A 12,221-nucleotide genomic window follows, 5' to 3' on the forward strand; every position below is an offset into this window, starting at 1 on the left:
GATCTAGAGCGTAAACACCGTGCGGCAGCGGCTGTCATCCTGCTGCCACGCCTGCTCTACCTCACTCAGCGGACGCTGCTGAAAAGCGATGGAGAAGTCACTTTCAGCGGCGGCGTTCAGCATCTCACCAATACAGGCGATCAGTTCGCTGTCAGAGACGCTGCCCAGTCCGCTGCCCATCAGCGTCAGCCCGGATGAGCGCAGCAGTTTACTGTGCAGTGCGATCTCCTGCCCGCTGAGCGACCCAATCTGCACGAAGCGCACCGTTTTCTCACCGCCGGCCACGGCCGCATGCATGATGTCGAGCGCACTCTGGCCCCACAGATAATCCAGCACCACATCAATGCCCTGCTGCATCAGCGCTGGCAGCGCGCCGGGCAGTTCATCCAGCGTCAGGATGATATCCGCGCCCTGCGTGCGCAGCTGCTCCAGCACCGCGCGGTTACGGCCGGTGGCGATGATTTTCCCGGCACCGAGGTGACGCGCAATGCGCACCGCCAGCCCGCCGGAGGTGCCGGTTGCGCCGTTGATCAGCACGGTTTCACCTGCCTGAAACTGCGCGCGACGCGTCAGTGCGGCCCACGAGGACATGCCGGGATTGGCGATTGCCGCAGCCAGCAGCGGATCAAGCGTCGGCGGCAGCGCAACCACCGCCGCAGCCGGCACCCGGGTCTGCTGCGCCATACTGCCCCACGGTGCGCTAAAGGCGAGAAAATAGACCGGATCGCCGTTGCTCAGCGTGCCGGTGCCATCAATACCGGCGATAAACGGATAGTGGCTATCGGCGCTGTAATGGGCGCCGGCAGCTCGCGCTTTCGCCAGCTGGCTGATGGCGGCGGCCTTCACCGTTACCACCACATGCTGTTCATCGGCCTGCGGTGCCGGGAAATCGCCCCATACCGGTTTCTCACCTGCGGCACTGACAATAGCTGCTTTCATGTTTCACCTTCAGTTCATCGGATAATATGTGTAATATGCACACATTAGGCCTGCTCTGGGATGACGTCAATGAAAAGTGTGCAAAATACACATAATAATGCCGGCTTCGATGATTTGCACAACGCGCTGCTGATGATCGTCGGCACCTTTAATCGTCCGCAACGCGATGAATTATTAATAAAAGAGTCCGGTATCCAGCTGGATCGCGCCCTGTTTCCGTTGCTGATCCAGATTGGCCGCTTTGGTCCCCTCGGCGTGATCGAGCTGGCCGATCGCGCCGGGCGCGATTACACCACTGTCAGCCGCCAGGTGGCGAAGCTGGAAGAGCTGGGGCTGGCGCAGCGGCAGAAAAATGCCAGAGACAAGCGGATCAATGAGGCGGTGATCACCGCGGCGGGAAAAGCGATGACGGACAAAATCGACGCGGCGCGCACCCAGATCTATCAGCAGCTGTTCGCTGGCTGGCCAGCTGAAGAGCGCGCTGAGTTAACGCGCCTGTTACAGCGCTTCGTCGGGGATTTTATGGCGGTGGATCGACAGCCGCAGCTGGATTAAGCGTGGCTGTAGCGCTCGGTTTCCGGCAGCCAGCGCTCGATCAGCGCCTGAGCCTGTTCGGGATAATGCTGGTGGATATGGCGCGCCACGCGCTGAACTTCCGGAATCATGCTTTGATCGCGCAGTAAATCGGCAACTTTAAACTCGGCGTTGCCGGTCTGGCGCGTGCCGAGCAATTCACCCGGACCGCGAATCTCCAGATCGTGCTGGGCGATGACAAAACCGTCGTTGCTGTCGCGTAGCACCTGCAGGCGTTTCTGCGCGGTTTTACTCAGCGGCGCTTTGTACAGCAGTACGCAGTGTGAGGCGACGGCACCGCGGCCAACGCGTCCGCGCAGCTGATGCAGCTGTGCCAGACCAAGTCGTTCCGGGTTTTCGATGATCATCAGGCTGGCGTTGGGCACATCCACGCCAACCTCAATCACCGTGGTAGCCACCAGCAGCTGGATTTCGTTGGCCTTGAACGCCGCCATTACCGCCTGTTTCTCCGCCGGCTTCATACGCCCGTGTACCAGACCGACCTGCAGGTCCGGCAGCGCCACTTTCAGCTCCTGCCAGGTGGCTTCCGCCGCCTGCGCTTCCAGCACGTCGGATTCATCGATCAGCGTACACACCCAATAGGCCTGACGGCCTTCATGGCAGGCGCTTTGCACCCGGGTGATGATGTCGCTGCGGCGGGTATCGGGAATTGCCACCGTGGTCACCGGCGTACGGCCCGGCGGCAGTTCGTCAATGGTTGAGGTATCGAGATCGGCGTAGGCCGTCATCGCCAGGGTGCGCGGAATCGGGGTGGCGGTCATGATCAGCTGATGCGGATGGAAACCCTGCTCTTCGCCTTTTTCCCACAGCGCCAGCCGCTGATGCACGCCGAAACGGTGCTGCTCATCAATGATCACTAGCGCCATGCCGTTGAACTTCACCTGTTCCTGGAACAGCGCGTGCGTGCCCACCACCATCGCCACCTGACCGCTGGCAATCGCCTCCTGCTGCGCTTCGCGCGCTTTGCCTTTCTGCTTTCCGGCCAGCCAGCCAACCTCTACGCCAAGCGGCGCAAACCACTGGCGGAAATTACTGGCGTGCTGTTCTGCCAGCAGTTCGGTCGGCGCCATCAGCGCTACCTGCTTGCCGTGGGCGATCACATTCAGCGCCGCCAGCGCAGCCACCAGCGTTTTACCGGAGCCGACATCACCCTGTACCAGGCGCATCATCGGGAAGTCATGCGCCAGATCGCGCTCAATCTCTGCGACCACGCGCCGCTGCGCCGCGGTGGGCGAGAATGGCAGCGCGGCCAGCAGTTTATCCACCAGTTGGTGGCGTGCCGGCATGGGCAGGGCGTGATGGCGCTGCGCGCCGGCGCGTACCGCCAGCATGCTGAGATTGTGCGCCAGCAGCTCTTCGAGAATCAGACGCTTCTGCGCCGGATGACGGCCGGTTTCCAGCTCGCTCAGGCGCAGGTCCGGCGGCGGCCGGTGCAGGGTGCGCAGCGCCTCCGGCAGGCTGATCAAACCGCCGCTCAATTCCGGCGGCAGCAGCTCGGCAATCGGGCAGCTCTCCAGCAGCGTCAGTGCCTGATCGGTGAGATTGCGCAGCGTGGCCTGGCGAATACCTTCGGTGGTGGGATAGACCGGCGTCAGGGTTTCCTGCAGCTCAACGCCACCCAACTCGCCCTGGACGCGATACTCCGGATGAATGATTTCAGCGCCGCGCTGGCCGCGTTTGATCTCGCCATAAGCGGTGACGCGACGGCCCGGTGCCAGGCTGTTTTTCATGCCGGCGTTGAAGTTGAAGAAGCGCATCGTCAGCACGCCGCTGCCGTCGCTGATCTGGCATACCAGCATGCGGCGGCGGCCAAAGGTGATTTCGCTGTGCAGCACTTCACCTTCCACCGTCGCCCAGATGCCGGGCAGCAGATCGTTAATTTTGTACAGCTGGGTGCGGTCTTCGTAGCGCAGCGGCAGGTGCAGCAGCAGATCCTGAATGGTAAACAGGCCGAGTTTCGCCAGCTTACCCGCCTGGCTGGCGCCGACGCCGGTCAGGGTACTGAGCGGAATGGCATCCAGCAGACGGCCTTTCATTTTTTACCCGTCGCTTGCATGGTGGACCACCAGGCGGCATCGGCTTCGACTTCGCCCTGCGCGTTGATGTGCGGATAGGGCAGGCCTTTCTGCTTCGCTACGCGCGCCAGCACCGGATACCCGCCCTCAAACAGCAGACGCTGCTGCTCATCCTCGTCCAGCAGGCTGTGCTGGCGGCGATACATGCCGGCGTTTTGCCGCTGACGCTGGGCTTCATACAGAATCAGCGCGGAGGCCACGGAGACATTCAGTGACTGCACCATACCGACCATCGGAATGATGATATCGCGGTCGGCCAGCGCCAGCGCTTCAGCGGTGATGCCGGTTTTCTCCTGGCCCATCAAAATACAGGTCGGTTTGGTGTAATCGATCTCGCGGAAATCGACCGCTTTGTCTGACAGATGGGTCGCCAGCACCTGCATGCCGCGATCTTTCAGATGGCGCACCGCATCAGCAATGTGGCGATGGGTTTTCACCTTCACCCAACTGTTACTGCCCGCCGACGCGGACACCATGGTGCGCATACGCACGCTGGGCCATACGGCGTGCACTTCGTGGATGCCGACGGCGTCGGCGGTGCGGATCACCGCAGAGACATTGTGCGGCTTATGCACCTGCTCCATGCAGACGGTGAGATCGTGCTGGCGCATGGCCAGCATCTCCTGGATACGAGCAAAACGTTGAGCGTTCATGCACTAATTACGGTTACGGTGAACTTTAATCACGTCCGGCATCACGCGGATTTTACGCATGATATTGGCCAGATGGACGCGATCGTTCGCGGTGAGGCGGATGAAGGCGCTGTAAACGCGGCCGTCACGCTCTTCGGTATTGAGGCTTTGAATATTCGAACCTGCGGTATTGATTGCCGCGGTCAGGTTGGCCAGCGCGCCCTGGTGGTTAAACATATCCACCTTAATCTCGGCGACAAACTCCTGATCGGTCACTTTATCCCATTCAACCGGCATGAATTTTTCCGGTTCTTTCTGGTAGCCGCGAATGTTACGGCAGGATTCGTGATGCACCACCAGACCTTTACCGGGGCTGACGTGCGCGACAATCGGGTCGCCAGGAATCGGACGGCAGCACTTGGCGAAAGTGATCAGTACGCCATCAGCGCCCTTGATTGGCAGCTTTTTGCTGCGCTTACTGCTGCCAGATGACGGTTCGCTGCCGGATTGCAGCAGGTTCTTCGCCACCACTACGCTCATGGCATTGCCAAGGCCAATCTCCGCCAGCAGATCGTCGATGCTGGAGAGCTTCATACGCTCCAGTTCCTGCTGAATATTCTCCGCCGGAATCTCGGCCAGTTTTTTGCTGCCGCCGAGCGCATGGCTCAGCAGACGACGGCCGAGGTTAACGGAATCTTCGCGCTTGAGGTTTTTCAGCAGCTGGCGAATTTTGGCACGCGCTTTTGAGCTGACCACAAAGTTGAGCCACGCGGCATTTGGCCGGGCGCCAGGGGCGGTAATGATTTCAATCGTCTGGCCGCTGGTCAGCGCCTGCGACAGCGGATACGGCTGGCGATCAACGCGCGCACCGACGCAGGCGTGGCCGATATCGGTGTGCACCGCATAGGCGAAATCCACCGGCGTGGCGCCCGCGGGCAGTTCGACGATGCGGCCTTCCGGCGTAAACACGTAGATCTCATCCGGGAACAGATCGGATTTTACGCTCTCGATGAATTCAAACGAGCTGCCAGCGCTCTGCTGCAGCTCCAGCAGGCTTTGCAGCCAGCGCTGGGCGCGAATTTGCGCGGTAGTACCGCTTTCGCCAGCTTCTTTATAAGCCCAGTGGGCCGCCACCCCCATCTCCGCCATCTGATCCATATCTTCGGTACGGATTTGTACCTCAACCGGCACGCCGTGCGGGCCGATCATCGAGGTGTGCAGTGACTGATAGCCGTTGGCTTTGGGAATGGCGATGTAATCTTTCACGCGTCCGGGACGCGGTTTGTACAGGCTGTGCATCTGACCGAGCACGCGATAGCAGGTATCAAGGTCTTTCACGATGACGCGAAAGGCATAAATATCCATGATCGAGTGAAATCGCTGCTCTTTCAGGTGCATTTTGCGGTAGATCGAATAGAGATGCTTTTCGCGTCCGCTGACGCGGCACGGAATGCCGGCTTCCTGCAGACGCCCGTCGATTTCCGACAGGATCTTCTGAATCATCTCTTTACGGTTACCGCGCGCCGCTTTCACTACCTCTTTAATCACGCGGAAACGGTTTGGATAGAGCGCTTCAAAGCCGAGCTCTTCCAGTTCCGTTTTCAGGTGATGAATACCTAGGCGGTGCGCCAGAGGACTGTAAATTTCCAGCGTTTCCAGCGCGATGCGCCGTTTTTTATCCGGACGCAGCGCGCCCAGCGTGCGCATGTTGTGCGTGCGGTCAGCCAGTTTGATCAGGATGACGCGAATGTCCTGCACCATCGCCATGATCATTTTGCGGAAGTTTTCAGCCTGCGCTTCTTTCTTGTCGCGGAATTTCAGCTTATCGAGCTTGGAAACGCCTTCTACCAGCTCGGCCACGCTTTTTCCGAACAGCTGTTCCATGTCCTGATAGGTGGCGGGCGTATCCTCAATCACATCATGCAGCAGCGCCGCCATCAGCGTTTCGTGGTCGAGCTTCATCTCGGCCAGAATGCAGGCAACCGCAACGGGATGGGTGATATAGGGTTCGCCGCTGGAGCGTGTCTGGCCCTCGTGGGCATCACGTGCGACAAGGTAAGCTTGCTTGAGGCGCTTGATTTGCTCCTCAGGCAAGTATTTTTCAATCAGCTGATTGAGGCTTTCAAACAGATACAAGGTTGACCTGCAGAGTGCTGTTAACGACGACCTTCAGCGATAGCGGTAACGGCTTGTAACTCAGCGGCTTCCTGCTCTTGCTGTTCCTGACGATCACGGACATCCAGAATCTGGTTGGTGATCAGGCCTTCTTCGATTTCGCGCAGGGCGATAACGGTGGCTTTATCGTTCTCTTCCGGAACCAGCGGATCTTTGCCGCCTACCTGCATCTGACGTGCACGACGTGCAGCGACCAACACCAGGTCAAAACGGTTACCAACTTTCTCTACTGCGTCCTGAACGGTTACGCGTGCCATAGGTGTGCTACTCCACAGATGATGAAGAAATGACTGGGCATAATACTGAAAGTGACTTCAGACTGCCAATAGTTTGCTGATTAAAGCATCATGTCGCGCTTTCTGGCGACCCATACGCAGACGTTCTGCGCGAATAATGGTTTTCAGATCCGACAGCGCCAGATCGAAATCATCATTAACAATCAAATAATCGTATTCGGCATAGTGGCTCATTTCTGCCACTGCCTGCGCCATGCGGCGGGCGATCACCTCTTCGCTGTCCTGACCGCGGCCGCGCAGGCGGCGATCCAGCTCTTCGGTGGACGGCGGCAGAACAAAGATACTGCGGGCGGCCGGCATTCTCTGGCGAATCTGCTGCGCGCCCTGCCAGTCAATGTCGAGAAACACGTCAACGCCGGTCGCCAGCACCTGCTCAATCGCCGCGCGTGAGGTGCCGTAATAATTGCCAAACACTTCCGCATGCTCAAGGAAAGCATCCTCGGCGATCATGCGTTCGAATTCAGGCTTTGAGACGAAAAAGTAGTGTTCACCATGCGCTTCGCCGGGGCGCACGCCGCGGGTGGTATGAGAAACAGACACCTGCGTATCGTACAGCGGTTGTGTCTTTAACAGCGCCTGAATCAGGCTGGATTTACCTGCGCCGCTGGGGGCGGAAACAATATAGAGCGTGCCTTGAGCCATGGTTATCTTGAATTGAGTAAAGAGCGGAGTCGATTTCCTGCACAGTATACACGGCTTAAGCGCAGCACGCAGCGTTTGCCGCCCGCACGCGGCAATTCTTTTTCTGTGCGCGACCTCCAGCGGCAGCGCAACTTTCTGCAATTCGCACAAAAACCCGTCAGCCTCGCTCCACAATCGGCTTTTTAACGCTGGTGTCACTCACCGCGGCACGCTGCAATCAGCAAAAAAGGAGGCGACGATGAAAGGATGGAGATGGCTGGGTGCGATGTTGCTGGCGGGATGTGCGAATGGGATGGCGATCTGTCCCAACTGGTCACCGGTGCGCGCTGAACAGGAGATGGGCGTGCTGCACAACCAGCTGCGCCACTGGGATGATGCCTACTACCGTCAGGGGCAAAGCCCGGTAAGCGATGCCGACTACGACAGCCTGCAGCAGCGCTTACAGCAGTGGCAGCGCTGCTTCACGCCGGCGTTGCCCGGCTATGCGGCACAGCTCAGCACCGACGGCAGCACGCTGCATCCGGTGGCGCATACCGGCGTGCGCAAGCTGCGTGACAAGCTGGCGGTGGCCTACTGGATGCAGGATAAACCGGCGCTGTGGGTGCAGCCGAAAGTCGATGGCGTGGCGGTGACGCTGGTGTATCGCCACGGCGAACTGGCTGGCCTGATCAGCCGGGGCGACGGACTGCGCGGTGAACAGTGGCTGGCGAAAGCGCCGCACATTGCGGCGATCCCGCAGCATATCGCGACCGACCGTGCGGAAGTGGTGTTGCAGGGCGAACTGTTTCTGACGATGACCGGTCACCAGCAGGCGCGCGACGGCGGTCAGAATGCGCGCGCCCAGGTGGCGGGCGCCATGATGCGGCGCGAAGCCAGTCCGCTGCTGTCGCGCATTGGTGTGTTTATCTGGGCATGGCCGGATGGGCCGCCGATGATGCAGGCGCGGCTGGTGCAGCTTACGCAGTGGGGCTTTGCCCTGACGCAGCAGTGGAGCCGCCAGGTCAGCAATGAGGAGGAGGTCGCGGCCTGGCGTGAGCGCTGGTATCGCCAGTCGCTGCCTTTTGTCACCGATGGGGTAGTGATTCACCAGTCACCGCAGCGCGTCGGGCGCGACTGGCAGCCCGGGCAGGGCAGCTGGTCGGCCGCGTGGAAATATCAGCCCGCCGAAGTCAGCAGCGAGGTGCTGTCGGTGGATTTCAACGTCGGACGCACCGGCAAAATTGCCGTGGTGCTGAATCTGCAGCCGGTGCAGCTGGAGGATAAAACCGTCCGGCGGGTCAATCTGGGCTCGCTGCGTCGCTGGAAGCAGTGGGATGTGATCGCCGGCGATCAGGTCACGCTGTCGCTGGCCGGGCTGGGTATTCCGCGGCTGGAACGGGTGATCTGGCGTGTGGCGCAGCGCGACTATCCGCTGCCGCCACAGGACGACGCATTCAATCCGCTAAGCTGCCTGCACTTCAGCGCAGGGTGTCGCGCGCAGTTTCTGGCGCGCCTCAGCTGGCTAAGTCATAAGTCGGTACTGGATATTGCTGGCATGCAGCGCAGTAGCTGGCAGCGCCTGCTGGACGGCGGCAGCGTCAGCCACCTGTTCTCCTGGCTGACGCTCACGCCAGAACAGATTGCGCAGGCGCAGGGCATCTCCACCGTACGTGCCCGGCAGATCTGGCATCGCTTTAACCTGACGCGCCAGCAGCCGCTGCGCCGCTGGATCAGCGCGCTGGGCTTACCGCTGCCGCGCACGGCACTCCAGGCGTTGCCCGATACGCAGTGGTCGCAGCTGCTGGCGCGTTCAGCCGACAGCTGGCAGCAGCTGCCGGGTATCGGCAACGTCCTGGCACAGCGGCTGGTGACGATGCTGCAGGATGCGCGACTGCAGTCACTGATTCACTTTCTGCAGCAGCAGAATATCCCGGCGCAGCCGTCAGTGCTCGGGGTGGGGGTAGTTGAAAATCGGCAGACCGAGGCGGAAGCGCAGCGCCAGCAGGCGGGCGAAGAAGCCGAACAGTAGCGTAATGATCACCACCACTTCATGCGCCAGCGGTGTTTTCAGCAGCAGGATATACATCCAGCCGGAGGCAAAAGCGATACCGGCATACAACTCTTTCTGGAATACCAGCGGAATGCGGTTGCAGAACATATCGCGCAGCACGCCGCCAAAAACGCCGGTTATGACTGCGGCGATGGCGGCGATGATCGCCGCATGGCCGGAATCCAGCGCAACCTGTGCGCCGATAATCGAGAACACCACCAGACCCAGCGCATCCAGCACCAGAAACACTTTACGCAGATGATTCATCAGCGGCGCGACAAAGGTGGTGACCACGGCCGCCGCCGCGACGATCATGATGTATTCCGGATGTTTCACCCAGCCGAGCGGATAGTGGCCCAGCAGAATATCGCGCACCGAGCCGCCGCCAATCGCCGTGACTGACGCAATAATAATGACGCCGAACAGGTCCATTTTGCGTCGGCCTGCCGCCAGCGCACCGGTCATTGCTTCGGCGGTAATACCAATGATGTACAGGACGGTTAATAACATAGAGCACTCCAGTAAACTGGCGGCAAGGCTAAAGATTTCCCAGAGTGTAGACCACTGAGATTTTCTAAAAAAATGTTTTCGGATTAGCCATGCTGATGGCGAGCCTGCTGATGGGCTTGTTACAGAGGAACTGCGGTTGTCAGCCGGTGTTTTCGCATCAATAAAAATGATGCGAGACGGCGGATCGGCCCTGATTTAAGTTTCGCCGATCATGTGTCGTACCTGATTAATGCCTGCTCATTCAGGCTCATCATTTACGGGCGCGACGTGCAGCAACTCTGGACAGGCATGAAAAAACACAGCGAAGACATCCTCTACTACTCCTCCGATAAGCTGGCGGCACTCGGGCTGGAAAGCCTGCTGACGGCATTACCGGTAGGCTGCCGGGCGCATGAGCTCTGGTCGCTCAGTACCGTCATCTCGCAGTGTGAAAAGCTGCGACCCCGCTTGCTGGTGTTTATCTTTCACGAAAATATGCCGCTGAGTGGCACCTTCAAAGTGCTGTATGCGCTGCAGCAGCAGTTTCCGGCTATGCAGGTGCTGGTACTGACGCGACGCCTGTTGCCGATGATGCACGCCCTCAGTCGTTATCTGCCCGGACTCAGTGTTCTCGATTTAAAGTCCTCACACACCGCGCTGTGTCGTTGCCTGCTGGCCTGTATCGCCGGCGGGATACCGCAGTTGCAGGAGGGGGCTGACATTCTGCTACCGGACCGGCAGCTACGGGTGCTGCTGATGTTGGCGTGGGGCTACAACACGGAGCAGATTGGTAACCGGCTCGGTATCAGTCATAAAACGGTGAATGCACACAAGCTAAATGCGTTAACCCGCCTGCAGGTGAAAAGCAAAAACGACATGGCCGATCTGTTTATGGTGATTGACGAGCTGCGCATGCTGGTGGGATGGCTGCGCCTGCACCGCAATGGCAAGCTGAGCGAGCTGGCTTATCATTCGCTGGAAGAGTTACTGGAAGCATAAAAAGAAAAAAGCGTGCTGGTAACCAGCACGCGAACGCATCTTGCAGATGCCCAGAGCCCACCATACAGACTTGTTGTTATTATCCGTTTCTTGCTCGCACTGCGGCGAAAGCTTTCAGGCTAAAACGGTACTCCGGCTGGAACCAGGGACGTCCGTAGTAGCAGTAGATCAGCATTCTGATGGAAACCATCGCCAGGTAACCCCAGATGGCGCACAGCACTGACGGCGTCAGCCACACGGTAAACAGCGTGACCGCCAGCCCTGCCAGCACGGAAGACGTTTCCGTAAAGGCAATGCGCGTAAATTGTTTTTCCCGTTGCAGGATGGCGCGATAGTGCTGCCCCTGCGGAATAATAATAAAGATAACAGAAATCATCTCCAGCATAATTGCCAGTTCCGGCTGTCCCATTACTCGGCTGTAAATATCACTGCCGATAAACAGCGCGGCAAAAATAAATAGACCGCTTAATACATTACCCCAGTAAAGCGTCGAGAGTTCGCTGTTATTTAAACTTTGATAGCGAATAAGTGCGTTACCGAAGCCGCGATCGGCTAATGTATCAATCACTAATAATATCACTACGGCAATCGCGAGCAAATTGAGCTCATTTGCCTGCAGGATTTGCGCCAGCAGTGAAAGTTGTAATACCCCAATGCCAACGATTTTTATGGATGACAACACTGACCATTTGGCGCTGGCCAGATTTCTTTCGCGTATCGCCATACTCTGCTCATTATGGTACATGTACCAGTGCAATTAAGGGTTCACCCGGGCGGCTGCCCAGAGTACAGATCACATCAATGCAGCGCTTCCTGTCGCAGCCCTGAGATACCTTTCAGTGCCGGCCACGTCGCGATGCTGTTAATTAAGTGATGCTCTGATAATAAAATGATGCCCCTGGCGCGTAATTGTTGTGGCGTCTGCGCGGTATCTCCTCCGGTCAGGAGGAAATCCGCGAGATCGTTATAAAATCCTTTTGCATTATTATATTTCCCGGCCAGTATCCGTCTGGCAATCTCAACAAATTCTTTTTCAGATAACAAAGGATAAGTTGAGCGATCCATGTTATGTCCCTGCTGTTTTTATTATTAAGTACTGCTGTGTGTGAAGGAGTTATACCGTGTTTTATTTAAATTAACACCATAAGAAAACTCCTATAAATCGACTGCAGGAATAAATGGTTTCAGAATATGGATGTGAATATATAAGTTCTGGTCTTTGCAATTTATAAGTCCTTTTCCACCTTTTATGGCGCTGCAAAGTTGAACAAGTCAGTGCACAGGAAAAAACAGAGATAAATCAGAAGCACTCAGCTCTCGCCAGTCCGGCACGACCAGGAATTTTCCCGGT

General features: G+C 58.1%; 12 protein-coding genes. 3 read left to right on the plus strand and 9 right to left on the minus strand.

Features of this window, described 5'->3' with window-relative positions; all coding sequences use genetic code 11:
* Positions 1 to 3 precede the first annotated feature (3 nt).
* Entirely contained in the window at positions 4 to 939 is a 936-nt protein-coding gene (locus tag OXR61_RS16120) for a zinc-binding alcohol dehydrogenase family protein (RefSeq protein WP_021507109.1), read from the minus strand.
* A gap of 69 nt (positions 940 to 1,008) precedes the next feature.
* Between OXR61_RS16120 and OXR61_RS16125 the strand changes: the two genes are divergently transcribed.
* Positions 1,009 to 1,494, plus strand: a complete 486-nt coding sequence (locus tag OXR61_RS16125) for a MarR family transcriptional regulator (RefSeq protein WP_021507108.1) — start codon at positions 1,009 to 1,011, stop codon at positions 1,492 to 1,494.
* Here the strand turns inward: OXR61_RS16125 and recG are convergent.
* Genes recG through gmk form a run of 5 tightly spaced genes read right to left on the minus strand, consistent with a single transcriptional unit; the run spans position 1,491 to position 7,353 of the window.
* Positions 1,491 to 3,569 (minus strand): ATP-dependent DNA helicase RecG, encoded by a 2,079-nt coding sequence (recG, locus tag OXR61_RS16130; RefSeq protein ID WP_021507107.1) that lies wholly within the window; start codon positions 3,567 to 3,569, stop codon positions 1,491 to 1,493. The two genes, OXR61_RS16125 and recG, sit on opposite strands and share 4 nt — an antisense overlap.
* Positions 3,566 to 4,261 (minus strand): tRNA (guanosine(18)-2'-O)-methyltransferase TrmH, encoded by a 696-nt coding sequence (gene trmH, locus OXR61_RS16135; protein ID WP_031279638.1) that lies wholly within the window; start codon positions 4,259 to 4,261, stop codon positions 3,566 to 3,568. The genes recG and trmH overlap by 4 nt, the downstream gene beginning before the upstream one ends.
* Before the next feature lie 3 nt (positions 4,262 to 4,264).
* Complete coding sequence (gene spoT, locus OXR61_RS16140; RefSeq protein WP_021507105.1) at positions 4,265 to 6,376, minus strand: bifunctional GTP diphosphokinase/guanosine-3',5'-bis pyrophosphate 3'-pyrophosphohydrolase; 2,112 nt, start codon at positions 6,374 to 6,376, stop codon at positions 4,265 to 4,267.
* A gap of 20 nt (positions 6,377 to 6,396) precedes the next feature.
* Complete coding sequence (gene rpoZ, locus OXR61_RS16145) at positions 6,397 to 6,672, minus strand: DNA-directed RNA polymerase subunit omega (protein WP_021314198.1); 276 nt, start codon at positions 6,670 to 6,672, stop codon at positions 6,397 to 6,399.
* A 57-nt stretch (positions 6,673 to 6,729) separates the two neighbouring features.
* The gene (gene gmk / locus OXR61_RS16150; RefSeq protein ID WP_021507104.1) at positions 6,730 to 7,353 is read right to left on the minus strand and encodes a guanylate kinase; all 624 of its coding nucleotides are present in this window, start codon (positions 7,351 to 7,353) and stop codon (positions 6,730 to 6,732) included.
* 238 nt (positions 7,354 to 7,591) lie between these two features.
* Between gmk and ligB the strand changes: the two genes are divergently transcribed.
* Positions 7,592 to 9,361 carry an NAD-dependent DNA ligase LigB gene (gene ligB, locus OXR61_RS16155; protein ID WP_031279637.1) on the plus strand — a complete coding sequence of 590 codons (1,770 nt, stop codon included), beginning with the start codon at positions 7,592 to 7,594 and terminating at the stop codon, positions 9,359 to 9,361.
* Here ligB and OXR61_RS16160 read toward each other — a convergent pair.
* Positions 9,275 to 9,892, minus strand: coding sequence for a trimeric intracellular cation channel family protein (locus OXR61_RS16160; protein WP_031279636.1), 618 nt, complete (start codon positions 9,890 to 9,892; stop codon positions 9,275 to 9,277). The two genes, ligB and OXR61_RS16160, sit on opposite strands and share 87 nt — an antisense overlap.
* Before the next feature lie 288 nt (positions 9,893 to 10,180).
* Between OXR61_RS16160 and OXR61_RS16165 the strand changes: the two genes are divergently transcribed.
* On the plus strand, positions 10,181 to 10,870 hold the full coding sequence (locus tag OXR61_RS16165; RefSeq protein WP_021507101.1) for a LuxR C-terminal-related transcriptional regulator: 690 nt from the start codon (positions 10,181 to 10,183) through the stop codon (positions 10,868 to 10,870).
* A 79-nt stretch (positions 10,871 to 10,949) separates the two neighbouring features.
* Here OXR61_RS16165 and OXR61_RS16170 read toward each other — a convergent pair whose 3' ends face one another.
* Both OXR61_RS16170 and OXR61_RS16175 read right to left on the minus strand, forming a co-directional pair.
* Complete coding sequence (locus OXR61_RS16170) at positions 10,950 to 11,594, minus strand: oligosaccharide flippase family protein (RefSeq protein WP_021507100.1); 645 nt, start codon at positions 11,592 to 11,594, stop codon at positions 10,950 to 10,952.
* A 74-nt stretch (positions 11,595 to 11,668) separates the two neighbouring features.
* A complete protein-coding gene (locus OXR61_RS16175; RefSeq protein WP_021313935.1) occupies positions 11,669 to 11,935 on the minus strand; it encodes a hypothetical protein in 267 nt (88 codons plus the stop codon).
* Positions 11,936 to 12,221: the final 286 nt, after the last annotated feature.

Origin of the sequence: Pantoea sp. GM_Pan_4 (assembly GCF_026541005.1) — a bacterium.
GTDB lineage: Bacteria > Pseudomonadota > Gammaproteobacteria > Enterobacterales > Enterobacteriaceae > Pantoea > Pantoea dispersa.